We start from the raw sequence: 25,516 nt of genomic DNA on the forward strand, positions 1-25,516 counted from the left end.
GGGACCGGCGGCCTCATCGGGAGATACGACATATCCGCCCGGTTTTCGGGGTAGGGGGAGTATCCGCCAGAAATCCGGCGGTACCGTGCGAAACGCCTTCTACCTCGTAGTCTGTGCCGGCATCGGTATCCGCGCTCTTGCCGCGATTCGCAACCGCGGCTGTTTCGTCACCGCCGTCGGCGTTGTCGACCCGGTCCCCCTGCGCGGCATAACCATCCACCACGAATGGATCCACGCCGACGGGAAAGCCCTCGCCCGCCTCGCGGGACAGCTCACCGCTCGCGTCGCCGACACCCTCCCACTGCATGCGGCCGCCGAAGCCCATATTCGCCTCGCCGCCGGCCACTTTTCCGGTCGCCTCGTTCTGACACCGTGAACAGCACCGGCGGCGGCCTGAAAGGGGTGGCTCGACGAACTCGATCTTCACGGGCGAGAAGTTGGTCGGGTCCGCGACCGTCCGAGGCTCCTTCGCCGGCGTCTGCGTGGCTCAGGCCTCGTGGTAGAAGCCGACCTCGATGCTGCGAGGTCCGGTGCGGTCCTGGATGATGATCTTGCCGTTGCCGCCCCTCGACAGCGGCACCGTCGCGCCGTATCCGATCGGCCGGGCGAACCGGTCCACGGTCAGCCGCACCTCGGAGACCGGGTCGGCCTGCGAACCGCGAAGCCAGGTCACCTGCCAGACACCGTCGGGGCCACACAGGAACTCCAGCTGGACCCGGGAGACGAACAACCAGTCCTCCGGCGTCGCGAGCCTGCACGCCGCCTTGTCCCGCCCCACTCGCAGTACGGCACCCTCCTCGCTGGGTGCCTCGGCCATGAACATGCCGCCGGTGGCGTCTTCATCCGCCGCGGACACGGCGGCCATAGTGAGTTCGAGCACGTACTTGCCTCCTGCAACGACCTTGCGCGACAGCCTGTTCGGCCGTCGACGCCGCACAACATTTACGAGCGTATGCGGCCACTCCACCACGGCACCTCCCGGGCACCCCCGCGGCCATAACCGAACCTCTCCGCGACCGTCTCGGCCCGGACCCGTGAACCGATCCCCGGCCGTACCCGGCCTCAGGGTTCGTCCGTGCCCCTGTTGCGGGCTTCGACAGCCTTGACCGTCTTTCGGAGCGCCTGCCCCAAGACGGGCTTGCCGATGGTTCCGACTACGGCTTCGAGTACCCGACCTTTGAGATTCTTGCCCTCACGCACCACGACGACATCCACCTCGGTTTTCCCGTCGGGTCGGCGTGTAAAGGTGTAGGTGTGGCCTGAGTGGCCTCCCCATAGGTTGGAGTCGGTGGTCTTCATGACGATGTGATCGGGATCCGACCAGTCGTAGTGCAGGCGTTCCCAGATGCCGCGCGAGCCCTCCGTGACATCGGCTTCGCTGGGGCCACGGCCGTGTACCTCGAGGTATTCGTCGGCGCTATTGCCGAACAGCTGCTCGCGGCCGGGACCGAAGTCGGTGAGGGCCGCGACGAACTGCTCGGGTGTCGCGCTCGTCGTCTCTGTGAAGTGGAGGGTGGACATATTTGCTCCTTCATTCCCGGGGCCGGCCACCTATTCGCCGACCAGGCACTACACGAACTCGGTTGTTCTGCGCTATACCACCGGAATCTCGAGGGAACCATGCGAGTGTCGTTCACTTCGGAGCGGTCGTGGATGTCGACGACGAACACGCCGTGATACGGCGTGGTAGGGCGCCCGACTACCTCGCTGTCGACGTCCTCGGCTACCGCGGCCACCCCGAACCATTGCCGGAAGAACCTGACCGGGACGGCAGGGAGGCGGCGCAATCCGACACAGCTAGGCTTTGGGTCGTGAGCACTCAGGGAGCAACCGCTGTCGGCATCGCCAATATCACCACGGACGGGACCGTCCTGGACACCTGGTTCCCGAGCCCGGAGCTGGGTGAGTTCACCGCGACCGGCACCGAACGGCCGACCGAGGTTCCGACCGAGTTCGCCGAGTTGGTGGGTCCGGATGACGCGCGCGGTGTGGAGGTGGTCGCGGTGCGCACCACCATCGCGGACCTGTCCGCCGCGCCGGTCGACGCGCACGATGTCTACCTGCGGCTGCATCTGCTCTCACACCGTCTGGTGCGACCCCACGAGGTGAGCCTGGAAGGCCAGTTCGGCCTGCTCAGCAATGTGGTGTGGACCAACCACGGTCCGGCGGCGGTGGAAGGTTTCGAGGCGACACGTGCCCGGTTGCGGGCCCGCGGGCCGGTGACCGTGTACAGCGTGGACAAGTTCCCGCGCATGGTCGATTACGTCATCCCCACCGGGGTGCGGATCGGAGACGCCGACCGGGTGCGGCTGGGAGCGCATCTGGCCGCGGGGACCACGGTGATGCACGAGGGTTTCGTGAACTTCAATGCCGGTACCCTCGGCACGTCGATGGTGGAGGGCCGTATCTCGGCCGGTGTGGTGGTCGGTGACGGTTCCGATGTCGGCGGCGGCGCGTCCACCATGGGTACGCTCTCGGGCGGCGGTACCACGGTCATCTCCATCGGCGAGCGGTCGCTGCTGGGCGCCAATTCCGGTCTCGGTATCCCGCTCGGCGACGACTGTGTGGTCGAGGCCGGTCTGTATCTGACCGCGGGGACCAAGGTCGGCACTCCTGACGGCACCGTCGTCAAGGCCGCGGAACTCGCCGGTAGGGACAATCTGCTCTTCCGCCGCAATGCGCAGACCGGCGCCGTCGAGGTGCTGTCCCGCAGTGGCACGGGGATCGAGCTCAACGAGGAACTGCACGCCCACAACTGAGCCCGTGGCGGCCCCGCCGGTTCAGGACGTGGCCGCCACTCGTCCGGCGTCGAGACCGAAGGCGATAACGCGTTCGGGGTGGATGCGAATCAGTTCTCCCGAACGGTCGCCGATATAGGTTTCGACCCCGGTCAGCGCCTCGGCCGTGCCACGGATCTCCAGGCAGCGCACCCGCCAGGGTTGCACCGAGGCGATATCGTCCACCACGAACGCCACCCGGTTGTTGTGGGCGAGATTGCGGAACTTGCGGGATCGGCCCATATTCCATCCGGCGATGTCGATGGTGCCGAGCTCGGGGTTGTAGCGGAATCCGACCGGGTTGTTCTGCGGGGTGCCGTCCGGGCGCACGGTGGCGAGGCGACCGAGCCGTTGGCCGGCGAGGTAGTCGATGTGTTCCGGAGCAAGCGTATCGTTCATGACCCCGACGCTAAAACCTCGAGTTCCCTTCAGGTCAAGGTCGGATCTGTCCGAGCTGCTTCTTCTGCACCTTGCCCATGGCGTTGCGCGGCAGCGAAGTCACGAAGCGGATCTCCCGGGGACGTTTGTGCACCGACAGTTGCGCGGCGACATGGTCGACCAGTTCCTGTTCGGCGGGCGCGTCCGCGCGCGGCACGACGAACGCGACGATGCGCTGTCCGAGGTCGTCGTCCGGCAGACCGACCACCGCCACCTCGGCCACCGCCGGATGGCCGAGCAGGGTGGTCTCCACCTCGCCCGCACCGATGCGGTATCCGCCGGATTTGATGAGGTCGACGGATTCCCGGCCCACGATGCGGTGGAAGCCGTCGGGGTCGATGGCGGCGACGTCGCCGGTGCGGAACCAACCGTCGTCGGTCCAGCAGTCCGCGGTGGCGTCCGGGCGCCCCAGATAGCCGTCGAACAGCATCGGGCCGCGCACCTGCAGGCCGCCGATACTCTCGCCGTCGTGCGGGACCGGCGCCCCGGATTCGTCATACAACCGGGTCCGCACCCCGCGTACCGGGGTCCCCACCCAGCCGGGGCGGCGTTCCCCGTCGGCGCGGGTGGACAGCGTGATCATGGTCTCGCTCATTCCGTACCGCTCGATCGGCGCCTGCCCGGTGAGTTCGACCAGCCGCTCGAACACCGGTACCGGTAGTGGCGCGCTGCCCGAGACCAGCAGCCGGGCGTCGCGTAGCCGTTTCGCCGAGTCGGGGTCCTCGGCGATCCGGGTCCATACGGTCGGCACTCCGAAATACATGGTGCCGTGGGCGGCGGCGTAGTTCTCGGGTGTCGGCCTGCCGGTGTGCACGAGCGGACTGCCGATACGCAGCGGCCCCAGCAGACCCAGGATCAGACCGTGTACGTGGAATAGGGGCAGCCCGTGGACCAGCACATCGTCGGCGGTCCACGCCCAGGCGTCGGCGAGGGCGTCCAGTCCGGCGGCGATGGCGGCCCGGCTCAGCACCACCCCTTTGGGCAGGCCTGTGGTGCCGGAGGTGTAGAGCACGAAAGCGGGCGCGGCGGGATCCGGTTCGGGGTAGGTGTGCCAGGAGCGGGCGTGCTTGCGCACCGGGATCACCGGCAGGTCGCTGCCCTCGGGCGCCGAACCCAGCCAGGCCTGGGCGCCGGAGTCGGCGAGGATATGGTCTCGCTCGGCCGGGCCGGCGTCCGGCGGCACCGGTACGACGGTGACGCCCGCGATCAGGCAGCCGACGAGGGCCAGCACGGTCGGGACGGTCGGTCGGGCCAGGACCGCGATACGGTCGGCGCGCGCGATCCGCTCCGCCACCGAGGTGGCGGCACCCAGGAGGTCGCTGCGGGACAGCGTCTCGCCGTCGATCGTCACGGCGTTCGGGATGTCCACGCCCGCGGCGATGGCACGTGATTCCAGGGAACTGAGCAGCAGCGAGGGACCGGACGGCATTGGACGAGCTTATTTGCGCCGCTTTCTCGTCCCTGACGCAGGGTTGACGGATGTTCTCGGCGCGCCCCGGGAACGTTCTACGGATTGTCCACAGGCGTTGACAGCCCGAACCAGGGCCGATCCGCCGCGCCGGCTTTCCTGGCGCTTGACACACCTGTGACAGATTGAGAGGCTTAGTATACAAGTTTCTCAACATGGAGGATCTCCATGACCAACCTCCAGCACTCCGGGTCGGCCGAGTCCCGGCCCGACACCCGGCAGCCCGCCCCCGATTTCGATTTCCGCCGGCATCTCGACGCCTCGGCGCTACTCGGGGCCGCGGCCAATGTGATCATGCAGTTGAGCCACCCGGCCGTCGGATACGGCGTGCTGGAAAGCAAGGTCGACAGCGGCAACCTCATGCTGCACCCGTACAAGCGCACCCGCACCACCCTGACCTACCTGGCGGTGGCCCTGCTCGGCACCGAGGAGGAGCGGGCGTCCTACCGCCGCGCGGTCAACGGTTCGCACCGCCTCGTGCGGTCCGCCCCGGAGAGCCCGGTCGGATACAACGCCTTCGACCCGAAACTCCAACTCTGGGTGGCCGCCTGCCTCTACTGGGGAGCGCAGGACATCCACACCCGTCTGCACGGCCCCCTCGACGACACACTCGCCGATGCCTACTACCGCCATGCCGAACGCCTGGGCACCACCCTGCAGATGCCGGCCGAACTCTGGCCCCCGGACCGGGCCGCGTTCGACCGCTACTGGCACGAGAACCTGGCCGGCATGTCGATCGACCCGCCGGTACGCGACCTGCTCGACGACATCGCGAGCCTGAAGATGTTCCCCCGCCCGATCCGGCCGGCCGCGGGCCGGTTCAACCGCTTCGTCACCGCCGGTCTGCTCCCACCGCCGTTACGCGAACAGATGGGCATGCGGTGGACCGAGCGTGATCAACACCGGTTCGACACCCTGTTCCGGTGTCTCGGCCGGGTGGAAAAACTCCTACCCACCTGGTCCAAGACATTGCCCGTATCGCTGCTCCTGCTCGATGTGCGACTGCGCCGCAGATTCGACAGGCCGCTCGTATGACCTCTGCCGGGGCGTCCTCAGTCCAGCGAACCGGGCACCCGAAATGCCGTCACCACATGGTTGCGGGCATATTCCCGAGCCGCCGCGTCATCGTCGAGCGGAATGACCGTCTGCGGCGTGAGCGCCATGGACAGGGCGGTGCGGGAGATCATCTCCGCCAGCGGCAGAGGGTCATAGGCGGGCAGTTTGCCCTCGCCTTGTAGTCGGGTGATGAACTCGGCCAGATAATCGCGGCCGAGTTCGATCACCGGCGCCCCCCGCGTGGTGAGGTACGGCAGCACGATCTCCGGTTCGGTGGTCAGCAGTCGGTCCAGCAGTTTGTTACCGCGCAGACCCTCGAGGAAGGCCACGAACAATTCGACGATCTGATCCGCGGCGCCGGCATCGCGATCGGCCTGGCGCTGCACGGCGGCGTCGACGCCTTCGATGAATTCCCGCGCCTGCTGAAGACCCACCGCCTGGATGAGTTCGGATTTGCCGGAGAAGCGCCGGTACAGCGTCGCCAGCGACAGTCCGCCGCGACGCGCCACCTCGGCCATACTCGTGCGCTTGATGCCGAAATCGAGGAACGCCGGCAGCGCCGCCTGCAGTACCGTCTGATCATGTTCGCGGCGCCCTGTACGTACTAGGGGCAGCAGTTTGGCCAGACCGCCCATCTCGGTACCTCCCGATTCCCGCGAAGCAATGACAAAGTAATCATCTCATAGTTTCAGCAGTGTTTGACATGACACCGAGGTAATGAGATTTTCATTGCACTACCTTCTCACCGGAACGTCTCATGTGAAGCGAGGTCACCGATGACCGCTCCCCGGCCCGCCCCCATGGGTGGTCCCCCACCACGCCCGGAATTCGGAGGCCGGCGACCCGAGACCGCCACCGCCCCGAACCCCGACTTCAACGTGGAGGACTACATCGACGGCATCGCGTCCTTCCTGGGAGGAAACGCGAACGTCATCATGCAACTGGGCATGCCGCCGGTGGCCTACGGAGTGATGGAGAGCGAGGTCCGCAGCGGCAACATCATGGTGCGCCCGTTCAAACGGCTACGCACCACCTTGACCTACCTCGCGGTGGCCATGATGGGCACTGATGAAGAGCGCGTCGCCTACCGCCAGGCGGTCAACGGCTCGCACCGCCATATCCGCACCAAGCCCACCAGCCCGGTCAAGTACAACGCCTTCGACCCGAAACTCCAACTGTGGGTCGCCGCCTGCCTGTACTGGGGCTTCGTCGACATGATCGAGAAGCTGCGCGGACCGATGGACGAGGCCACCGCCGACGCGTTCTACGCGCACAGCATCCGATTGGGCACCACCCTGCAGGTGCGGCCGGAAATGTGGCCGCCCGACCGCGCCGCCTTCCAGGAATACTGGGACTACAACCTGGCCCGGACCACGATCAACGACGAAACCCGGGTGTACTTCAACCGGCTGATCGACCTGACCATGGTGTCCTGGCCGCTGCGGATCATGTCCGCGCGGTTCCACCGTTTCGTGGTGACCGGTGTGGTGCCCCGGCATCTGCGCGACCAGATGCTCATGGAGTGGACCGAGAAGGACCAGCGGCGGTTCGACCGGCTGATGCGGACCATCGGCGCCGTGGTACGGCGGCTGCCCAAACCGCTGCGCATGTTCCCGATGAACTACTACCTGTGGGATCTGCGCAAGCGGATGCGCAAGGGCAAGCCGCTGGTCTGATCACTGCCTCCCGGCCAGCGCCCGGAGGAAGAAGGCGAGGTTGGCCGGCCGTTCGGCCAACCTGCGCATGAGATAGCCGTACCACTGGTCGCCGTAGGGCACATACACCCGGACGAACTGCCCCGTGGCGGCCAGTCTGCGCTGTTCATCGGCGCGGATACCATAGAGCATCTGATACTCCAGATCACCCGCACCGCGCCCGGTTTCGGCGGCCATGCGGCCCGCCGCGGCGATCATGAGCGGATCGTGCGAGGCCACCAACGGTCGCCCCGCACCGCGCGCGAGTATCTCCAGGCAGCGCAGATAGGCGGAATCGACCTCGACCCGCCTTCGGTAGGCCACCGATTCCGGTTCCCGGTAGGCACCTTTGCACAGCCGTACCCGCGCACCCGCCGCGGCCAATTCCCGGCAATCGCCCTCGCTGCGTCGCAGATACGCCTGCACCACCGTGCCCAGCCACGGAAAGTCCGGCCGCACCTGTTCCACCGCCGCCAAGGTGGCATCGGTGGTGGTGTGGTCCTCGGCGTCCACGGTGACCCATATCCCGGCCTGCGCCGCCTTGGTGCACACGGTGCGCAGGTGGTCGGTGGAGAGCGCGGGACCACCCCCCGGCAGCGTCTGGCCCAGCGCCGACAATTTCACCGAAATCTCCAATGGGGCGGCGGTATTCGAAACCGCCGAAATATCCAGCGCCGCCATATCGTTCATCAGCGCCAGATATTCGGCCACCGCGCGTTCGGCCTGCACGCGATCGGTGGTGTTCTCACCGAGAAAATCGACGCTCACCGCCCGTCCATCGGCCAACAGTCCCCCCACCGCCTCGATCACCTCCGGCCGGCCTTCCCCCGCCACGAACCGACGCACGATCGGCGCGGTCACCGGCGCCCCGGCAAGTATCCGCTTCACCCGACCCGAGCCGGCGGCGGCGAGAATCACGGGACGAAGCGGGTTCACGCCCCCTCCTCGGTCCGGGCCACATCGACGCTCGGCGCCCGCCCGAGACCGCACACGCCGTGACCACGCGGCCCCACGATCGCGCCGGCCACTCTCATCACACCCCCATATGCGGATATCGGTGATCCACCGACGGCACGAACGTCTCTTTCACCGTCCGCGGCGCCACCCAGCGCAGCAGATTCAGCGGTGACCCCGCCTTATCGTCCGTCCCGGAGGCTCGGGCGCCCCCGAACGGCTGCTGACCGACCACCGCCCCCGTGGGTTTGTCATTGACGTAGAAGTTCCCCGCGGCATAGCGCAGCGCATTCGACGCCTGCTCGATCGCCTGCCGCTCCTGGGCGAATATCGCGCCCGTCAACGCATACGGCGCCGCCGACTCCGCCTCGGACAGGATCGCCGCGTAGGCGCCCGGCTGGGAATCGTCGTAGAGATACACCGACAGGATCGGACCGAAGTACTCGGTGGTGAACGATTCGTCACGCGGGTCGTCGGCGAGCAGGACGGTCGGGCGTACGAACCAGCCCTCGCCGGCGTCGTAAGTGCCGCCCACCGGGATGGTCACCCCGGCCGCGCGGGCTCGTTCGAGAGCGGTCACGCTCTTGTCATAGGCGCGACGGTCGATGAGCGCCCCGCCGAAATTCGCCAGATCCGAAACGTCCCCGTACTCGAGACCCGCGGCCAGTTCCAGGAAATCGTCGCCCATTTCGCCCCATACCGACCGCGGGATATACGCCCGGGACGCCGCCGAACATTTCTGTCCCTGGTATTCGTACGCGCCGCGGACCAGCGCCGTACGTAACGCCGCCGGATCGGCGGAGGTATGCGCGACGATGAAATCCTTCCCACCGGTTTCGCCGACCAGCCGCGGATACCCGTGATACTTGCCGATATTCGCCCCCACCTGCCGCCACAGGTACCGGAAGGTGGTGGTGGAACCGGTGAAATGGATTCCCGCCAGGCGCGGATCGGCCAACGCGACCTCCGACAGTTCCCCACCGTCGCCGGTGACCATATTGATCACCCCGGGCGGCAGTCCGGCCGCTTCCAGCAGGCGGATCGTGTAGTAGGCGGCCAGGGTCTGGGTGGGCGACGGCTTCCACACCACGGTATTGCCCATGAGCGCGGGCGCCGTGGGCAGATTGCCGGCGATAGCGGTGAAATTGAACGGGGTGATCGCGTAGACGAAACCCTCCAACGGCCGATAGTCGAGCCGATTCCACACCCCCGGGCTCGACTGCGGCTGCTGTTCGAGGATTCCCCGGGCGAAGGCGACATTGAACCGCCAGAAATCCACCAGTTCACAGGGAGCATCGATTTCAGCCTGCGCCACCGATTTCGACTGGCCGAGCATGGTCGCCGCGGCCAGGGTTTCCCGCCACGGTCCGGACAGCAGTTCGGCGGCGCGCAGCAGAACGGCGGCCCGTTCGTCGAACGGCAGGGCCCGCCACTCGGGAGCGGCGGCCGAAGCGGCGTCGATGGCGGCGTTCGCCTCCGCGTGGGTGGTGTTGGTGTAGGTCCCGAGCACCTGCCGGTGCCGGTGCGGCGCGACGATATCGTGGCGCTCGCCCATTCCCGGTCGGTGCTTACCCCCGATGACCAGAGGGATATCGACCGTGGTTCCGGAAATCTCGGCGAGCTTGCCGAGCAGCCGCTCCCGTTCGGGGCTGCCCGGCGCGTAGCTGTGCACCGGCTCGTTGCCGGGGGTGGGGACAACTGTGACAGCGTCCATACCCCAGGCTAGCTCCGTTCCCGCCCCCGCCGTGTACTCACCACGCGCATGTCGGCCGGCTGTTACACACCGAACATGAAGCCCACCCCCACAAAGGCACCAGTATCGCCCCGACCACCATCGACAGGCCATGGTGGTCGGGCCCCGACTCCGGACCGACCACAGCGATTCACGTCCGCGAATTCGCGCAGAAAGGAAAGACCTGAAGTCCCGAGACCATAACGGGTTGCGGCCCGTCTCGCGTTTCAGCGCCCGAAGCGCATGTGCCGAAGGCACGAGTCTCGGGCGCTGAAACGCGAGACCCGCCAGGGCCGCGACCCCGCGCCGCCGGAGGCGGCGCAATCAAACACTACGTAACCGTTCGGCGGCGGCGGCCACCCGCTCGTCGGTGGCGGTGAGCGCGATTCGAACGTGTTCGGCGCTCGCGAGACCGTAGAAATCACCGGGAGCGGCGAGAATCCCGCGGTCGGCCAGCCAGTCCAGGGTGTCACGGCAGGGCTCACCACGGGTGGACCACAGATACAGCCCCGCATCGGAGTGGTCGATCCGGAAGCCGGCAGTGATCAGGGCGGCCCGCAGAATCTCCCGGCGGGCCCGGTAACGCTCCCGCTGGGCCGATTCGTGGGTGTCGTCGCCGAGCGCGGCGGTCATGGCCGCCTGGATCGGGAACGGCACCATCATCCCGGAATGCTTGCGTACCTCGAGCAGCTCGGCGACCAGTTCCGGATCGCCGGTGACGAACCCGGCCCGGTAACTGGCCAGATTCGATGTCTTCGACAGTGAATGCACCGCCAGCAGGCCGGTGTGATCCCCGTCGCAGACCCGCGGATCCAGCAGCGATACCGCCTCACCCTCCCAGGCGAGCCCCAGGTAGCACTCGTCGGAGGCCACGATCGCACGGCGTTCGCGGGCGAAGGCCACCACCTTGCGCAGATGCCCGACACCGAGCACACGCCCGGTCGGGTTCGACGGTGAGTTCACGAAGATGAGCGCGGGCGAACGCGGCCCCAACCGGGTGAGGCCGTCGGTCCGGGCGATCTCCGCCCCCGCCAACAACGCACCCACCTCATAGGTCGGATAGGCGATCTCCGGAATCACCACCAGGTCGGTGGAACCGAGGCCGAGCAGCCGCGGCAACCCCGCGATCAACTCCTTGGTGCCGATAACCGGCAACACCGCCGCCGAGTCCACCCCGGTGACCCCATATCGCCGTGCCAACGCGGCGACGGCCGCCGCCCGCAACTCGGGAGTGCCGTGCGTAGTGGGATAGCCGGGCACCTCCGCCACCGAGGCCAGCGCCATCCGGATCAACGGGTCCACCGGGTCGACAGGAGTGCCGACCGACAGATCGACGATTCCGTCGGGATGCGCGGCCGCCTTCGCCTTCGCCTCGGCGATGGTGTCCCAGGGAAAATCGGGCAGCAGCGCGCTGACCCGTCGACGCGGTGAAACCTCGGTGTTCATACCGTGCCGCGCTCAGTCCTCCGCCATGGGCGGCAGTTCCTTGATGAACGGCGGATCGTAATCGACCTTGCCGACCTTGGTGGCACCACCCGGCGAGCCCAGCTCGTCGAAGAAGTCGACATTGGCGTTCACATAACCGCTCCACTGATCGGGGGTGTCGTCCTCGTAGAAGATCGCCTCCACCGGGCAGACCGGTTCACACGCACCACAGTCGACGCATTCATCGGGATGAATGTAGAGCATGCGGCCACCCTCGTAGATGCAATCCACAGGGCATTCCTCGATGCACGCCTTGTCCTTCACGTCAACGCACGGTTCAGCGATGATGTACGGCACTGCCGCTCTCCTAGTCTTCCTTCTTCGGGGGGTCACTACGCCCGTGCACAAGTATCCTGGCGCCCCACACGTTACCCTCGGTCAGCCTGGCCTAACTATCTGGCGCAGTGCTATTTGGCGCCGCCCTCGGCGGCGCGGGGTTGCGGCCCCGACAGGCCTCGCGCTTCGACCCCCGAGACTCACGCCTTCGGCGCATGCGCTTCGGGGGCCGAAACGCGAGACAGGCCGCAACCCATTGTGGGCCTCGTAGGACTCGGCGCGCGCTAGGGCCGTTACCGACGTAAGGCCCGGCCCATTCGGATGCGTTACCGCGTGGGACCCGACGCACCGGGGGCAGGTACGACACGGCCCGGTGTACCGAGGGCGGGTACGGCCGGGCCGGCGTCTATGGGCGGTATGGCCTGGACGTTGTCCATGACCGGGTGAGGTGTCGTGGGCTCATCCGAGGGACAGTTCCAGGCCGGGGACCGGGCCGCGGTGGTCCGGGGTGCCGTAGGTGGTGGTGCGTTCGCGGACGGGGCGGCCTATTCCGGCGGCGATCTCGGTGAGTTCGGCGACGGTTTTGGCCGAACCGTGCTGGGAGCCGGCCATTCGGGAGATGGTTTCCTCCATGAGGGTGCCGCCGAGGTCGTTGGCGCCGCTGCGCAACATGACCTGGGTGCCGACGGTGCCGAGTTTCACCCAGCTGGTCTGGACGTTGTCGATGCGGCCGTGCAGCATGATGCGGGCCAGGGCGTGCGCTGCGCGGTTGTCCCGGTTGGTCGGGCCCGGACGGGAGGCGCCCGCCAGATACAGGGGGGCGCTCTGGTGTACGAACGGCAGCAACACGAATTCGGTGAAACCTCCGGTCTCATCCTGGATATCGCGCAGGATGCGCAGGTGGCCGACCCAGTGGCTCGGGTTGTCGACGTGGCCGTACATCATGGTCGAGCTGGATCGCAGCCCCACCCGGTGTGCGGTGGTGACCACATCGATCCAGGCCGAGGCGGGCAGTTTGCCCTTGGTGAGCACCCAGCGCACCTCGTCGTCGAGGATTTCCGCGGCCGTGCCGGGAATGGTGTCGAGCCCGGCCTCGCGCAACGCCACCAGCCAGTCCCGCACGCTTTCCCCGCCGCGAGAGGCGCCATTGACGATCTCCATCGGGCTGAAGGCGTGCACGTGCATGGACGGCACCCGGGCCTTGACCGCGCGCACCAGGTCCGCATACCCGGTGACCGGCAGGTCGGGGTCGATACCGCCCTGCATACACACCTCGGTCGCGCCCTCCACATACGCCTCCCAGGCTCGGTCGGCGACCTCCTCGGTACTCAGGGTGAAGGCATCGGCATCGCCCTTGCGCTGGGCGAACGCACAGAACCGGCAGCCGGTGTAGCAGATATTGGTGAAGTTGATATTGCGGTTGACCACGTAGGTGACGTCGTCACCGCACACCTCGCGGCGCAGTCGGTCGGCGAGGTCGGCGACCGCGTCCAGATCGGGGCCGTCGGCGGTGGCCAGGGCCAGGTACTGGGCATCGGTGAGGTCGGCCGGGTCGCGTTCGGCGGCACGCAGCGCGTCCAGCACGTCGGCGTCCAGACGCTGTGGCGCCGACGCGAGATCGCGGACCTGTTCGCGCACGGTCTCCCAGTCACCGAAGGCGCTGTTGATATCGCTGCGGGTGTCGGTGTTGCGGCCGTCGGTGTCGATGGCGGTATTCAGATCCACCCGGCCCGCCGACTCCCACGATTCGTCGGGTTCCTGCCACGGCAGACCCGTCGGGACGACATCGGGGCGGGCCAGCCCGGTTTCGGGGTCGGTGAGGGCGGCGACGTGCGCGCCGATCCGCGGATCGGTCCACGGGTTGCCCGCGCAGACATATTTCGGATGCGCGGAGGTGCGCTCCACCAGTTCGAATCCGGCGGACGCGGTGATCTCGGCGAGGGTGTCGAGATTGGGCCAGGGGCGTTCCGGGTTGACATGGTCGGGGGTCACCGGCGACACCCCGCCCCAGTCGTCGATACCGGCGTCGAGCAGGGCGCGACACTCCTGTTCGGACACCAGGTTCGGCGGTGCCTGCACCGGCACGTCCGGGCCGAGCAACAGCCGGGTCACCGCGATAGCGGCCAGGAACTCCTGCATATCGGCGTCGGGAGCGTTCCGCATGGCGGTATCGCCCTTGGCGCGGAAGTTCTGCACGATGACTTCCTGGATATGCCCGAAGGCCTTGTGCTGTTTGCGGATCGCCATAATGGTCTCCGCCCGTTCGGCCACGGTCTCACCGATACCCACCAGGATGCCGGTGGTGAAGGGCACCGACAGCCGGCCGGCATCGGTGAGGGCGCGCAACCGCACCGCCGGGTCCTTGTCCGGACTTCCGTAATGGCAGTTGCCCTTCTCGGTGAACAGCCGCGTCGCGGTCGTCTCCAGCATCATTCCCATCGACTGCGCGACCGGCTTGAGTCGGGAGATCTCCTCCCAGGACATGACACCGGGGTTCAGATGCGGCAGTAGGCCGGTTTCCTCCAGCACCAGAATGGACACCGCGCGCAGATAGTCCAGCGTGGAATCGTAGCCGCGTTCGTCGAGCCACTGGGCCGCCTCCGGCCAGCGCGCCTCCGGTCGGTCGCCGAGCGTGAACAGGGCCTCCTTACAGCCCAGTTCGGCGCCACGCCGGGCGATATCGAGCACTTCGTCCGGCTCCAGGAACATGCCCCGGCCCTGGGCGCGCAGTTTGCCCGGCACGGTGACGAAAGTGCAGTAGTGGCAGGTGTCCCGGCACAGATGGGTGAGCGGGATGAAGACATTGCGCGAATAGGTGATGGTGCCGCTGCGGCCGGCGGAGGCGAGCCCGGCATCGCGTACCTGAGCGGCACTGCGGCACAGATCGGCCAGGTCATCGTCGCGGGCGTGCAGGAGCACAGTGGCCTCGTCGACATTGAGTGTCACCCCGTCTCGCGCGCGCCGCAGCGCCCGGCGCAAGGCCGACGGGGTGGGCGGTGGAGATGGAACGGCCGGCTTCGGTAGGTCGATCACGTCCTCGATCATGCGTCACTCATCCGCGACTGTCTCCCTCTGTATCCGATAGCGCCGTCTCCGGCGGCGCGGGTCGGGGCCGCCCCGGGTCGTCCCTTCCTGCGCGAATCCGCTGCCGCGAATCCGCTCCGGCCGGTCCGGACCCGGGGCGGGCCCGACCAAGTTCGTGAGCCATGACAACCCCATTCCGTACCGGACTATTCCGGGCCGGTCAGCGGGCTGCCGGGCCGCTGACGCGGGGCGGCCGCGGGCCTGGAACGGTTGGCCAGCACATACAGGTAGAGCAGTGGTGGCACCACTCCGCAGAGGAACAACAACAGGGTGCGCAGGTTACTGCCCAACGGGACGTCACCGCCCGGACCGCTGCTGGCGGCGATCAGGAAACACAGCAACCACGCCGCCATCGGCAAGAACATGACCGCCGGGCGCGGCAAGATCACACTCGCGCCGTGCACCAGGGCGATATTCACCGCCCCGGCGCACAGCGCGGCGACCGGGAAAGCCGTACCACCCAGGTAGAGGGGCAGGTACAGGACCTCGAGGGCGAGGGTGATCACGGCATCCAGGATGAGCACACCGATGACGATCGGTCCCAGCGTGGCGGCCGCACGGGACCACCGCTCGGGGCTGACGGGTGCCGGATCGTCCACGGCGGCGGTCACGCGAGCGACCGGGCCGACAGAGGCGACTGCTGATACCCGCTCGGGGAAATCGTGCGGGCGATGTGCCGTACGGCGCGCTGGAGGTCCCGGTTGTCCATGCGCCGAGTCTAAGCGGCCCGCCCGCACCGACCCGGCAGCCGGCGAAACCGCGTGGACCGGTGCTCCGTCGTCGGGGTCCGCCGCACGCGACCTACTCCGGTCAGGCGAACAGATCGTGCTCGCGACCGTCCGCCCCACAGGGCCCTATCCGGCCGCGGACCAGCACATAGTGTTCCTCGGGCAGCACAGGTTGGGCAATCCGGTTGGACAACGCGAATTCGCGGCCCGACGGGGCCACCGCCACCTGGGTGGCATGCGCGCGCAACGCCGCGCGTTTGGCGGCGAGTACCTCGGAGATATCCACCGTGGTGGTCACGGAGATACTGGGCACACAGGCCAATTCGCCTTCGCCCGGCAGCCGCCAGCCCGGTGGCAGGGCACCCGGGAGGCCATCGACGGTGCGGCGGGTCAGGGCTCGGGTGTGCAGCCGCAGCATATCCTCGTCGGTGACCGTCCAATAGAACTTGGGGGTGTCCCACCCGCGTTCGGCGGCGACGTCCACGGCGACCGTGGTGACCTCATGGGCCCGAATGTGGTCCGGATGCCCGTACCCGCCCTTCGGGTCGTACCCCACCACCACGCGGGGCCGCAGCTCCAACAGCACATCCGTCAGCGCCTCCACCGCCGCGGCGCCGGAGCGGACGAAGGCCCGGGGATGTTCGGCCGAGGGTGTTCCCGCCATACCGGAATCGCGCCAGCGGCCGGCACCGCCGAGGAAACGCGGCCCGGTGACATCCAGTTCGGCCAGTGCCCTGGTCAGTTCGAGTACGCGGTAGCCGCCGAGCTGGTCGGCACGGTCGGCGGTCAGCCCGGCCCATTCCTCGCCGATGACTTCCCCCTCCTCACCGAGGGTGCAGGTCACCACCGTCACGGGCACGCCGCGTCGCCGGTAGAGCGCGATGGTGCCGCCGGTGGTGATGGACTCGTCGTCGGGATGGGCGTGTACCAGCAGCAGCCCGCCTGTACCGTCGACCGCGCTCACGGCATTCTCCGCCACATCGCCGAGTCACCGAAGATACCGGCCTGGATGGCGCCGCTGAGCGAGGCGCCGTCCACCGACGGGCCCGCCGCGGCCACCACATTGTCCTGCACGATCGGCAGCACCGTGGACATTCCCCACAGCTTCGGCTCGGTCTCGCCCAGCACACGTCCCACGTCGATACCGCGCAGGGCGCCGTCGATCTCCGGCTGCAGGGCCGGATCACAGACGCCGGACAGATTGCTCGGTGCCCGCCCGGTCGCCTCCACGGCGGCGGGCACCTCGGCGTCCGGGTCCGCGGGCGGCCGAGGGGGACAGCCGTATCGTGAGGCGAGTACGGTGGCGGCGTCCACGCCGGTGGCCTCCCAGCCGACAATGGCGTCGACGGAGTTCTCCACCAGGCTCTTGCCGTACAGCTCGTCACCGGGCAGGGCGAGCACGGTGGCCTCGATCCCCGCGCTGCGCAACTGGTCGGCCGCGGTATTGGCCACCGCGAGCGCGGTTTCGTCCCCGCTCACCGCGCCGATCCGCAGCGCCAGCGCCTTCCCGTTCTTCGCCAGTGAACGAGGTCGCGGCGCGGGCGAGGTCGGCGATACCGGCGGTGGTTCCGGGGCGCGACCGAAACCGGCCTCGGCCAGCAGCCCGAACGCCTGCTCGGGGGTCAGCCGCGGCGGCGCCGTCGGCACATAGCCGGGATCCGAGGGCGAGAGCACCTGGGCCCGGACCGGCTCCACCCAGCCGCCGGTCTGCGCGCCGACGGTCGCCAACAGCGCCGGATCCAGCAACGCGAGCACCGCGGTGCGGACCCGGTGGTCGCCGAGCACCCCGTCGCGGCCGTTGAGTTCGAGCCGCAACTGCCGCGACTGCGGCATGATCGCGGTCCGCACCGATGGAATCGCCCCCAGCTGTGCCTGGGTGGCGACACCGCCGTGGATCAGCGCCATCTGAGCGTCACCGGTGCGCAGCGAATCGGCCACCTGGGCGGGGGTGCCGCCGCGGCGCAACAGGATCTGATCGGGCCGAGCGGGGCTACCCCAGAAACGGTCGTTGCGTTCGAGCAGGATCTCGTCGCGGCCGGGGTCGGCGGATTCGATGTGAAAATTGCCGCCCGAGACCGGGATCCGCTCGATCAGCGTCCGCTGGAAACCACCGGGCGAATCCTTCATCAGATGCGACGGCAGCAGATTCGTGAACAGCTCCCGCCACGCCGGATAGGGGGTTGCCATCGTGACCGTGACCGTCTTGCCGCCGCCCGAGGACGTGACCCCGGTGATGAGCCGGTACCCGGCGGGGTCGATAACCCCCGGCTGGGTGATCATCTGCTGCCACAGATACCAGAAGTCCTCGGCGGCGATCGGCGCCCCGTCGGACCAGTGCGCCTGATCCTGCAGTTCGTAGGTGATGGTGAACGGTTCCTGTGCGGTAACCGTCGCCGATTCGATCAGGTCGGCGTCCGGCACCCACACTGTGGCGCCCGGCACCGCAGGATCGGGGGTGGGGCGGAACGGGCTCGGCAACACCATGGACGCGACGGCGGCGGCGGCCGGGGACTGGTTCGAACGCAGATGGGGATTGAACCCGAGCCCGATATCGTCGATGGCCACCACGACGGTGTTCTTGGTCGGCCGCGCCGGTTCGGTCTCCGGGCTCTCGGTGCTGGCGATGGGCGGCGGCGGATTCGCGGCGCACCCGGCCACAACCGGCAGCAGGACTGTCGTCAAGACCAGGAGGGCGCGTAGCACCGCACGCCGGTGGAGCCCCGAAATCACCATCGGCACATTACTGTGTCCGATTGCGCTGTGTTCGATTGCGCCGCCTCCGGCGGCGCGGGGTTGCGGCCTTGACGGGTCTCGCGTTTCGGCACCCGAGACTCGCGCCTTCGGCACATGCGCTTCGGGCGCCGAAACGCGAGACGGGCCGCAACCCTTTGGAGACCTCATGGGGCCGGGCACCACGGTGAGGGGCCTTCTGGTGGCGTTACTGGTAGGCAACAGAACACCCGGTTATTACTGCGCCACCGCCCGGTCACGGGCCTTGCGGCGGGATAGCTCCCGGGCCCGCTCGGTGGCGCCCAGGGTCACCTTGCGCACCCGCACCACCTCCGGGGTCACCTCCACGCATTCGTCGGCGGCGCAGAACTCCATGGCACTCTCCAGGTCCAGCTGCAGCGGCTTGGCCAGGGTCTCCATCACGTCGGCGGTGGAGGAGCGCATATTGGTGAGCTTCTTCTCCCGGGTGACATTGATATCGAGGTCCTCCGCGCGCGGATTGATCCCCACGACCATGCCCTCATAGGTCTCCGCGCCCGGTTCCACGAAGAACTGGCCGCGGTCGGCGAGCTGGATCATGGCGAACGGGGTCACGGTGCCTGCGCGGTCGGAGACCAGCGACCCGGTGTGCCGGGCGCGGATCTCCCCGGCCCACGGCGCGTACCCGTGCGAAACGGCGTTGGCGATACCGGTGCCGCGGGTCTCGGTGAGGAAATCGGTGCGGAAGCCGATGAGCCCGCGTGAGGGCACGATGAACTCCATCCGCACCCAACCCGCGGCGTGGTTTGTCATCTGCACCATCTTGCCCTTGCGGTTGGCCAGCAGTTGGGTGATCGCACCCAGGTATTCGTCCGGGCAGTCGATGGTGAGCTCCTCGTACGGCTCGTGCACCTTGCCGTCCACCTGACGGGTCACCACCTGCGGTTTCCCGACGGTCAGCTCGAAACCCTCGCGGCGCATGGTCTCCACCAGAACGGCCAGCGCCAGTTCGCCGCGACCCTGAACCTCCCAGGCGTCCGGGCGGCCGATATCGAGCACCCGCAGCGAGACATTGCCGACCAGTTCCTGGTCGAGCCGCGCCTTCACCATGCGGGCGGTGAGCTTGTGCCCTTGGACCCGACCCACCAGTGGCGAGGTATTGGTGCCGATGACCGCGGAGATGGCGGGCTCGTCCACGGTGATCCGCGGCAGCGCCACCGGGTTGTCCGGATCGGCGAGGGTATCGCCGATCATGATGTCCGGGATCCCGGCGACAGCGACGATATCGCCCGCCACCGCGACCTCGCCCGGCTGCCGTTCCACGCCGATGGTCTGCAGCAGTTCGGTGATCTTGACGTTCTTCACGCCGTCGGCGTACATCCACGCGACGGTCTGTCCCTTGCGCAGCTCGCCGTTGTGCACCCGTACCAGCGCCAGACGACCCAGGAACGCGGACGCGTCCAGGTTGGTGACATGCGCCTGCAGGGGCGCGCTCGGATCGCCCTTGGGCGCCGGGATGCACTCGAGCAACACGTCGAACAGGGCGTCCAGGTTCTCCGCGGCGGGGGCACTGCCGTTCTCCGGCCGCTCCTTGGACGCCTTGCCCTCACGGCCGGAGGCATACAGCACCGGCAGGTCCAGCGCGAGTTCGGCGGCCTCGGCGGCATCGTCGTCCAGATCGGAGGCCAGGTCCAGCAGTAGGTCGTGGCTTTCCTCGACAACCTCCGCGATCCGGGCGTCGGGCCGGTCGGTCTTGTTCACCACCAGGATCACCGGCAGGCACGCGGACAGGGCCTTGCGCAGGACGAACCGGGTCTGCGGCAGCGGGCCCTCGGAGGCGTCGACCAACAGCACCACACCGTCGACCATGGACAGCCCCCGCTCCACCTCGCCACCGAAATCGGCGTGACCCGGGGTGTCGATGACATTGATGACGGTGACGCTGCCGTCCGGGTGATGCCGGTGAACGGCGGTATTCTTGGCGAGAATGGTGATGCCCTTCTCGCGTTCCAGATCACCGGAGTCCATTACCCGGTCGACCGGTTCGACCCGCTCGGCGAACGCCCCTGATTGCCGCAGCATGGCGTCGACCAGTGTCGTCTTTCCGTGGTCGACATGGGCCACGATGGCGACATTGCGAAAATCGCGTGCAGACGACACGCCGGGTTCCTCCTGCTGTTGGCTTGTGCTGTTCGGCCGGACCCTGCGACAGGGAGACGCGAACTCCGGGCATCGCGGCCTGTTACACCCTACCGGCACCGCCGCACCCCTCCTCCGGTGCATGCCGGTTAGGGTAAGCTAACTCGCCATGGGCAAGGTCAAGGCGAAAGAGGTCTCGCACCTTAAGCCGAAGAAGAAATGCTGCCGCAAGAAGACGCGCTGCGTGAAATGCCCTGTCGTCATTATGCGGATGAAACGCCTGGAGGCCGCGGGCGTCACCGGCAAAGATCTGAAAAAAGGCCTGAAGAAGGCGCGCGCTGCCTGAGCGCCCGCCGCTTTTTCATCCCGCCGCATCGCATGCGAAAACCGGGCATGAAATCCCGCGTGCCGTGGTATCACGGCCACTATGACCGCTCAGCTGCTCTCCGACGCCGAAATAACCGAAGCGCTCGATTCGCTGCCCGAGTGGACCCGCGCCGGTGACGCCATTACCCGCACCGTGCAGGCGCCCTCCTTCCCCGCGGGTATAGAACTTGTGCGACGGGTGGCCGAAGCCGCCGAGGACGCCAACCACCACCCCGATATCGATATCCGCTGGCGCAGGGTCACCTTCACCCTGTCCACCCATTCCATGGGCGGGCTCACGGCACTGGACGTGGCTCTGGCTCGACGGATAGATCGGCTGGCGGACCGACCCGACCGATCTGACGGCCCGACCGGATGATCCAGGCATAGAGCACCAGCACACCGATCACATCCACCGCACCCAGCCAGGACAGCACCCCCGGCCGGGAAATCGTCCAGATCGAGTCCTGGAAGAACGACAGCACCCACGGCGCCCCGACGAGGGTGGTCAGCAGCCAGTAACCGGCCAGGATCTTCGCTCCCGGCATCGACCGGTACGGCCCGTACAGCAGCCACAACACCGCGGGCAGCAGCCAGCCCCAGTGGTGCGACCACGAGATGGGCGAAACCATCAGCCCGAACAACTGCACCACCACAAGGGTGCCCAGCAGATCGTCGCGGCGCAGCGCACGCCAGGCGAACCAGGCCGCCACGGCGGTCAGCGCGACCCCCGCCAGCCACCACGGGCCGGTCTCCACATCGGTGCCGAGCAGGCGGCTCAGCGCCCCGCGCAACGACTGGTTCCATACCGAACCCACGGGTCCGATCCGGTCGGCGTCGCCGAGCAGGGTGCCGAAATAGCGCTGGGTCTCCGCCGGCGCGAGCAGGAAGCTGAGACCCACGGTCGCGGCGAAAACCACCGCCGACCACAGCACCGCCGCCCAGCGCTGCCGGGCCACGAAGTACAGCCCGCTGATCGCGGGGGTCAGTTTGACGCCGGCGACAATGCCGACCAGCGGTCCGGAGACCCACCAGCGGCTGCTGCGGACCGCCAGCATGACACCGAGCATCAGGAAGACATTGACCTGTCCGTAGTCGATGGTGGTGCGCACCGGCTCCAGCCACAGCCCGACCGCGGTCCAGGCCACGACCGCCGTACTCCGGTGCGGCCGGCGAGCCTCCTCGGCACCCAGCAGCAGTTCGAACGCGATCCGCACCACCCAATACAGGGCCGCCGCGATGGCCGACAGCCACAACACCGCCACAAGGGTGAACGGCAGATAGTGCAGTGGGAAGAACACCACCGCAGCGAACGGCGGATAGGTGAACGGCAAGGGGAAATCCGGGGTCTTCTCCGCGTAGGTGAAGTCGTAGAGATGTTCGGTCAGCAATGCGGCCGAACCGTCCACGTAGACGTGCAGATCGACCAGGTTCATCCCATTGGGTGCCAACAGCATCCACAGCATTCGCGCCAGCACGGTCAGACCCAGTGCCGCTACGGCAAGACGGAAGGGTGCGGCGGACGGACGGCTATCGGTCCGGGCGCGGGACTGGTTCACTACACGGGCTTTCGAGTCGGGCCGTCGGCCGGACCCGCAGGGGTGGGCGATTCGGCGACAGGTGCTTCCGGCCCGCACTACATTAGCTGTGTTCAATGGCGCCGCCTCCGGCGGCGCGGGTCGGGGTCCTCATGACCCCGGGCCTTCCCTCCCTTCGCGGCGCTGCCGACGCGACGTCGCTCCGGCCGGTCCAGACCCGGGGCGTGCCCCGGCCACCGAGGGTGAGGCATCCGCGAAGGTGGTGGACGGGCCCGGCAACGCGGGCTCTCCCAGCGCGGCGCTGCCGACGCCACGTCGCTCCGGTCGAACCGGGCCCTCGGGGCGGGCCCCGACCACCGGGTGAGACGTCCGAGGGGGTGTCGGCCCGGGACCGATATTCGAGCCTCCTCCCGTACGAGGTCGCCGGCGCGGAATCGCTGCGGTTGGTGGACTCGGGGCGGGCGCGGGCACCGTGGTGAGGCCCCCGAGTAGACGGAGGCTCTGTCGCGCGGGGCGCTTCTCGCGCAAGGGTGCTGTCGTATGTCACTTCGATGGACCGAGCGGGCTGCGCCGTCCGGTGGCGGCGCTGTCGGAATCGATCATTGTTCTGTGACGAAACCGGAGGGGACGGTATGGGTCCTCGTGACACGCTCCAAATAACATTTGCATCAATAATCACAGCAGAAACACGGGTCACACCCCAAAGTTCTATACCACGAATGGGTAACAGTCATGAACTCGGCCCCGTCGCTGTACAAGGTGCAAGGATGTCCTTAGAGTGACCCCGAAACGACGGCATTTCAGCGTCGACCCGATGTACCCCGAGGTAAGGACGGCTAGACCAGTGCTTCGCACCCGAGGATCGCGGATCGCATTGTCCGCGCTTGTCATTGCCGCGAGCGCTTCCCTCGCGGCGCCGACCACGGCTCTCGCGGCCCCGGCGGCACCCGCAGCGTCGGTGAACAGTGTCCCAATGGTGCCGGAAGGCGTACCCGTGGACGCCCTGGTCGCCCTGGCTCCCGTCGTCGCGGACGCGATCGCGGCCCCCGGCCCGGCAGGGAATATCGCCGCACCGGGCAGCACGCAGGCACTGATTCTGGACCAGGCGCGCAAGCTGCTCGCGACGGTACCGCTGTCGCCGCAGCTCAAGTCCACCCTGGAAAGCGTCATCACCTTCCTGGACGGAAGCGGCGGGGGTGGCGTCGAGGTTCCGGAGAACGGCCCGGCCATCGCCCAGTTCCTCTACCCGACCATCGGCCAGGGATGTATCGCTCCCTCCGGCGATTCGGTCGGCACCGCGCTCGCCGTCCCCGGGCCCGCGCAGCTGCCGCCGCCCGGTCCGGCCGCGGGCCAGACGGGGTTCGTGTTCACCGCGCTCGGTACCGAACGGCCGACCGCGACACAGAACCCGCCGATGACCGTGCAGTGGCGCAACCTGGATACCGGCGCCTCCGGCGTACAGCCGCTCACCACCGAGGCCAATATCAACCCCGACGGTCCGGCCACCCTGTCGGCGATCGCCGACACCGGCCGCGGCCGGATCGTGGCCGTCATCGGCGGCTCGTTGACCACCCAGGTCGAGGGCGGCGCGGCACGCACCTGCTCCTTCGTACCCACCCTCGGATTCTTTACGGTCGCCTGACACACATCCGTGTGCAGGAGGCCCGGCACGGCTCTCGCCTGCCGGGCCTCCTGCATCGACGTGCGGAGAAACGGTTCACCCCTCCCGCGCATCCCGCCACTGTGGTAAACCGGGACCCATGGCGACTCTCGACATTCCGACGAAGTCCCGCACCGGCCTCCACAGCCGACGCGCCCACCGGTCGATCCTGTCCATCCGCTCGGAAGGCTCGATCCTGTCGATCGGATCGGCGTATTCGATCCTGTCCATCGGCAGTGTCGGCTCGATCCTGTCGATCGGTTCGGTCGGATCGTTCGCCTCGGTCATCTCGTCCGGCTCGTTCGCCAGTCTCGGTTCGGCCCTGTCCGGGCTGTCACGGTGGTCGCTGCTGTCCTGGATGGGCAACCACGACTCTCCCGAGGCCCGGCCCGGTCTGCGTGTGGTCCCCGACGACGAACCCGACCTGCGCGTCGCCTCCACCTGCCATTGCCAAACCTGAGGGTCGGGTCCGCTGCCGCACTACGACGTGGCGACCTCATCTCGCTCCGGGCGGTATCCGCCGGCGGGTGGCGCGATTCGCGGATTGCTCACCAGGCGCCGTATTCGGGAGTGAGGATATCGTTCACGTCGACTCCGACCCCGTCGACGGTGCGGCGGTCGATTTCGACCTGGTGCAGGTGGGCCGCCGGGTGGACGAAGCCCGCGGGGGTTCCCCAATTGTGCTGCCAATACCAGGAGCCCACGCCGGCGAGCCGGGCGAGTTCGATGGTCGGGGCATTGGCGTAGACGCCGGTGTTCTCCTGGCCCAGCACCGCCTGCCAGCCCTGCAGGTACGGCAGGACCAAGGTGGCGAAATCGATCGGAGTCGGATTGTCGTCGATGGAGGCGTAGATCGGCCGCCCCTCCGGACCGCCCGCGGCGCGATGTAGTCCCAGGCCGCGTTCGGCGTGCCGCTTCCCCGCCTCCTGGCCACCTCGCCAGTCCGCCGTCGGCCCCTTGCCGTACTGATAGCAGGAGACGATCCGCAGTCCCGCCGCCCGCAGCGTCTCCACCTCGGCACGCCGCAGCGGTTTGCCCACCATCCATTCGGCACCGGGTCGTCGATCCGACACATATCGGATCACCCCGAGATGACCCGCGTTCTTGATGGCTTCCGCGGCGGGCACTCCGGCCGAGTAGTCGAGCAGGGTGCCGAGCGGCCGGGCGGCGGCACGAGGTGAGCCGACCGCCATCCCGGTGGTAGCGACCGCCGCGCCGACCGCGGCCGCCGTTGTGTATCCGAAAAGAGCACGTCGAGACAGGGCAGATGGCATCGCAGGACTCCTTCGCGCACAATCGGACGGAATGGCAACAGCGTGCCCGGCGCGCCTTCCCCAAAGCGACGCGCGCCGGGAGCCTCGAACGTGCCCTCATTCCATCACAATCACATATGGAACTCCAGGACCATCCAT

Annotated in this window: 24 protein-coding genes; 8 read left to right on the forward strand and 16 right to left on the reverse strand. The window is 67.9% G+C overall.

All coding sequences use genetic code 11. The features are described 5' to 3' along the window. Nucleotides 1-85 precede the first annotated feature (85 nt). Nucleotides 86-376, forward strand: a complete 291-nt coding sequence (locus tag ON20_RS36600) for an MDR/zinc-dependent alcohol dehydrogenase-like family protein (protein ID WP_157228922.1) — start codon at nucleotides 86-88, stop codon at nucleotides 374-376. A 111-nt stretch (nucleotides 377-487) separates the two neighbouring features. Here the strand turns inward: ON20_RS36600 and ON20_RS20475 are convergent, their stop codons facing one another. Beyond that, complete coding sequence (locus ON20_RS20475; protein WP_040837670.1) at nucleotides 488-880, reverse strand: hypothetical protein; 393 nt, start codon at nucleotides 878-880, stop codon at nucleotides 488-490. Between the two features lie 182 nt (nucleotides 881-1,062). Continuing rightward, the gene (locus ON20_RS20480; protein WP_040837671.1) at nucleotides 1,063-1,521 is read right to left on the reverse strand and encodes a hypothetical protein; all 459 of its coding nucleotides are present in this window, start codon (nucleotides 1,519-1,521) and stop codon (nucleotides 1,063-1,065) included. Nucleotides 1,522-1,811: 290 nt separating this feature from the next. Between ON20_RS20480 and dapD the strand changes: the two genes are divergently transcribed. Beyond that, nucleotides 1,812-2,759, forward strand: a complete 948-nt coding sequence (gene dapD, locus ON20_RS20485; RefSeq protein WP_040837837.1) for a 2,3,4,5-tetrahydropyridine-2,6-dicarboxylate N-succinyltransferase — start codon at nucleotides 1,812-1,814, stop codon at nucleotides 2,757-2,759. A 21-nt stretch (nucleotides 2,760-2,780) separates the two neighbouring features. Here dapD and ON20_RS20490 read toward each other — a convergent pair whose 3' ends face one another. Both ON20_RS20490 and ON20_RS20495 read right to left on the reverse strand, forming a co-directional pair. Next, the gene (locus ON20_RS20490) at nucleotides 2,781-3,176 is read right to left on the reverse strand and encodes a PPOX class F420-dependent oxidoreductase (protein WP_051162922.1); all 396 of its coding nucleotides are present in this window, start codon (nucleotides 3,174-3,176) and stop codon (nucleotides 2,781-2,783) included. A 34-nt stretch (nucleotides 3,177-3,210) separates the two neighbouring features. Beyond that, nucleotides 3,211-4,644 carry an acyl-CoA synthetase gene (locus tag ON20_RS20495; RefSeq protein ID WP_040837672.1) on the reverse strand — a complete coding sequence of 478 codons (1,434 nt, stop codon included), beginning with the start codon at nucleotides 4,642-4,644 and terminating at the stop codon, nucleotides 3,211-3,213. A gap of 207 nt (nucleotides 4,645-4,851) precedes the next feature. Here ON20_RS20495 and ON20_RS20500 point away from each other — a divergent pair, with 207 nt between their 5' ends. Beyond that, a complete protein-coding gene (locus ON20_RS20500; RefSeq protein ID WP_040837673.1) occupies nucleotides 4,852-5,718 on the forward strand; it encodes an oxygenase MpaB family protein in 867 nt (288 codons plus the stop codon). Between the two features lie 17 nt (nucleotides 5,719-5,735). Here the strand turns inward: ON20_RS20500 and ON20_RS20505 are convergent, their stop codons facing one another. Beyond that, nucleotides 5,736-6,374, reverse strand: coding sequence for a TetR/AcrR family transcriptional regulator (locus tag ON20_RS20505; protein WP_040837675.1), 639 nt, complete (start codon nucleotides 6,372-6,374; stop codon nucleotides 5,736-5,738). A gap of 141 nt (nucleotides 6,375-6,515) precedes the next feature. On the opposite strand from ON20_RS20505, the gene ON20_RS20510 reads away from it, so the two are divergent. Then, nucleotides 6,516-7,415: an oxygenase MpaB family protein gene (locus ON20_RS20510; protein WP_083865088.1), complete on the forward strand. Its 900-nt coding sequence runs from the start codon at nucleotides 6,516-6,518 to the stop codon at nucleotides 7,413-7,415. Here the strand turns inward: ON20_RS20510 and ON20_RS20515 are convergent, their stop codons facing one another. The 9 genes from ON20_RS20515 to typA all read right to left on the reverse strand — a co-directional run bounded on the left by ON20_RS20515 (nucleotide 7,416) and on the right by typA (nucleotide 20,561). Next, nucleotides 7,416-8,369 carry a proline dehydrogenase family protein gene (locus ON20_RS20515; RefSeq protein WP_040837676.1) on the reverse strand — a complete coding sequence of 318 codons (954 nt, stop codon included), beginning with the start codon at nucleotides 8,367-8,369 and terminating at the stop codon, nucleotides 7,416-7,418. It lies immediately after the preceding gene. 97 nt (nucleotides 8,370-8,466) lie between these two features. Beyond that, nucleotides 8,467-10,101 carry an L-glutamate gamma-semialdehyde dehydrogenase gene (gene pruA, locus ON20_RS20520; protein ID WP_040837678.1) on the reverse strand — a complete coding sequence of 545 codons (1,635 nt, stop codon included), beginning with the start codon at nucleotides 10,099-10,101 and terminating at the stop codon, nucleotides 8,467-8,469. Between the two features lie 342 nt (nucleotides 10,102-10,443). After that, nucleotides 10,444-11,565 (reverse strand): succinyldiaminopimelate transaminase, encoded by a 1,122-nt coding sequence (gene dapC / locus ON20_RS20525; RefSeq protein ID WP_040837680.1) that lies wholly within the window; start codon nucleotides 11,563-11,565, stop codon nucleotides 10,444-10,446. Between the two features lie 12 nt (nucleotides 11,566-11,577). Beyond that, nucleotides 11,578-11,901: a ferredoxin gene (gene fdxA / locus ON20_RS20530; RefSeq protein WP_040791880.1), complete on the reverse strand. Its 324-nt coding sequence runs from the start codon at nucleotides 11,899-11,901 to the stop codon at nucleotides 11,578-11,580. A gap of 438 nt (nucleotides 11,902-12,339) precedes the next feature. After that, nucleotides 12,340-14,925, reverse strand: a complete 2,586-nt coding sequence (locus ON20_RS20535) for a bifunctional FO biosynthesis protein CofGH (protein WP_040837683.1) — start codon at nucleotides 14,923-14,925, stop codon at nucleotides 12,340-12,342. A gap of 185 nt (nucleotides 14,926-15,110) precedes the next feature. Further along, nucleotides 15,111-15,575, reverse strand: coding sequence for a hypothetical protein (locus tag ON20_RS20540; protein ID WP_051162925.1), 465 nt, complete (start codon nucleotides 15,573-15,575; stop codon nucleotides 15,111-15,113). 199 nt (nucleotides 15,576-15,774) lie between these two features. Further along, nucleotides 15,775-16,656: an N-acetyl-1-D-myo-inositol-2-amino-2-deoxy-alpha-D-glucopyranoside deacetylase gene (gene mshB, locus ON20_RS20545; protein ID WP_040837841.1), complete on the reverse strand. Its 882-nt coding sequence runs from the start codon at nucleotides 16,654-16,656 to the stop codon at nucleotides 15,775-15,777. Next, on the reverse strand, nucleotides 16,653-18,425 hold the full coding sequence (locus ON20_RS20550) for an ABC transporter family substrate-binding protein (RefSeq protein WP_040837685.1): 1,773 nt from the start codon (nucleotides 18,423-18,425) through the stop codon (nucleotides 16,653-16,655). Before ON20_RS20550 ends, mshB begins: the two co-directional genes overlap by 4 nt. Nucleotides 18,426-18,659: 234 nt before the next feature. After that, the gene (gene typA, locus ON20_RS20555; RefSeq protein WP_040837687.1) at nucleotides 18,660-20,561 is read right to left on the reverse strand and encodes a translational GTPase TypA; all 1,902 of its coding nucleotides are present in this window, start codon (nucleotides 20,559-20,561) and stop codon (nucleotides 18,660-18,662) included. 148 nt (nucleotides 20,562-20,709) lie between these two features. Between typA and ON20_RS37435 the strand changes: the two genes are divergently transcribed. Together ON20_RS37435 and ON20_RS20565 are read left to right on the forward strand one after the other, a co-directional pair. Then, complete coding sequence (locus ON20_RS37435; protein WP_086009027.1) at nucleotides 20,710-20,886, forward strand: hypothetical protein; 177 nt, start codon at nucleotides 20,710-20,712, stop codon at nucleotides 20,884-20,886. Nucleotides 20,887-20,967: 81 nt separating this feature from the next. Then, nucleotides 20,968-21,285 carry a 4a-hydroxytetrahydrobiopterin dehydratase gene (locus tag ON20_RS20565; protein ID WP_040837694.1) on the forward strand — a complete coding sequence of 106 codons (318 nt, stop codon included), beginning with the start codon at nucleotides 20,968-20,970 and terminating at the stop codon, nucleotides 21,283-21,285. On the opposite strand, the gene ON20_RS20570 is transcribed toward ON20_RS20565, so the two are convergent. Continuing rightward, the gene (locus tag ON20_RS20570) at nucleotides 21,203-22,465 is read right to left on the reverse strand and encodes a mannosyltransferase (RefSeq protein ID WP_051162927.1); all 1,263 of its coding nucleotides are present in this window, start codon (nucleotides 22,463-22,465) and stop codon (nucleotides 21,203-21,205) included. The two genes, ON20_RS20565 and ON20_RS20570, sit on opposite strands and share 83 nt — an antisense overlap. An 823-nt stretch (nucleotides 22,466-23,288) precedes the next feature. On the opposite strand from ON20_RS20570, the gene ON20_RS20575 reads away from it, so the two are divergent. Both ON20_RS20575 and ON20_RS20580 read left to right on the forward strand, forming a co-directional pair. Then, the gene (locus ON20_RS20575; RefSeq protein ID WP_040837696.1) at nucleotides 23,289-24,086 is read left to right on the forward strand and encodes an Rv1157c family protein; all 798 of its coding nucleotides are present in this window, start codon (nucleotides 23,289-23,291) and stop codon (nucleotides 24,084-24,086) included. Between the two features lie 118 nt (nucleotides 24,087-24,204). Beyond that, nucleotides 24,205-24,564, forward strand: a complete 360-nt coding sequence (locus ON20_RS20580) for a hypothetical protein (RefSeq protein ID WP_051162929.1) — start codon at nucleotides 24,205-24,207, stop codon at nucleotides 24,562-24,564. A gap of 88 nt (nucleotides 24,565-24,652) precedes the next feature. Here the strand turns inward: ON20_RS20580 and ON20_RS20585 are convergent, their stop codons facing one another. After that, a complete protein-coding gene (locus ON20_RS20585; RefSeq protein ID WP_040837697.1) occupies nucleotides 24,653-25,378 on the reverse strand; it encodes a DUF1906 domain-containing protein in 726 nt (241 codons plus the stop codon). Nucleotides 25,379-25,516: the final 138 nt, after the last annotated feature.

The organism is Nocardia brevicatena NBRC 12119, from assembly GCF_000308495.1.
GTDB lineage: Bacteria > Actinomycetota > Actinomycetes > Mycobacteriales > Mycobacteriaceae > Nocardia > Nocardia brevicatena.

Excerpts from the sequence above, each read along its gene's own strand:
- ON20_RS20550 (WP_040837685.1), bottom strand. The coding sequence starts at position 18,425 with ATGGTGATTTCGGGGCTCCACCGGCGTGCGGTGCTACGCGCCCTCCTG.
- ON20_RS20490 (WP_051162922.1), bottom strand. The coding sequence starts at position 3,176 with ATGAACGATACGCTTGCTCCGGAACACATCGACTACCTCGCCGGCCAA.
- ON20_RS20580 (WP_051162929.1), top strand. The coding sequence starts at position 24,205 with ATGGCGACTCTCGACATTCCGACGAAGTCCCGCACCGGCCTCCACAGC.
- ON20_RS20535 (WP_040837683.1), bottom strand. The coding sequence starts at position 14,925 with ATGATCGAGGACGTGATCGACCTACCGAAGCCGGCCGTTCCATCTCCA.
- ON20_RS20585 (WP_040837697.1), bottom strand. The coding sequence starts at position 25,378 with ATGCCATCTGCCCTGTCTCGACGTGCTCTTTTCGGATACACAACGGCG.
- ON20_RS20505 (WP_040837675.1), bottom strand. The coding sequence starts at position 6,374 with ATGGGCGGTCTGGCCAAACTGCTGCCCCTAGTACGTACAGGGCGCCGC.
- pruA (WP_040837678.1), bottom strand. The coding sequence starts at position 10,101 with ATGGACGCTGTCACAGTTGTCCCCACCCCCGGCAACGAGCCGGTGCAC.
- ON20_RS20500 (WP_040837673.1), top strand. The coding sequence starts at position 4,852 with ATGACCAACCTCCAGCACTCCGGGTCGGCCGAGTCCCGGCCCGACACC.
- ON20_RS20480 (WP_040837671.1), bottom strand. The coding sequence starts at position 1,521 with ATGTCCACCCTCCACTTCACAGAGACGACGAGCGCGACACCCGAGCAG.
- ON20_RS37435 (WP_086009027.1), top strand. The coding sequence starts at position 20,710 with ATGGGCAAGGTCAAGGCGAAAGAGGTCTCGCACCTTAAGCCGAAGAAG.
- dapC (WP_040837680.1), bottom strand. The coding sequence starts at position 11,565 with ATGAACACCGAGGTTTCACCGCGTCGACGGGTCAGCGCGCTGCTGCCC.
- ON20_RS20565 (WP_040837694.1), top strand. The coding sequence starts at position 20,968 with ATGACCGCTCAGCTGCTCTCCGACGCCGAAATAACCGAAGCGCTCGAT.
- ON20_RS20510 (WP_083865088.1), top strand. The coding sequence starts at position 6,516 with ATGACCGCTCCCCGGCCCGCCCCCATGGGTGGTCCCCCACCACGCCCG.
- ON20_RS20495 (WP_040837672.1), bottom strand. The coding sequence starts at position 4,644 with ATGCCGTCCGGTCCCTCGCTGCTGCTCAGTTCCCTGGAATCACGTGCC.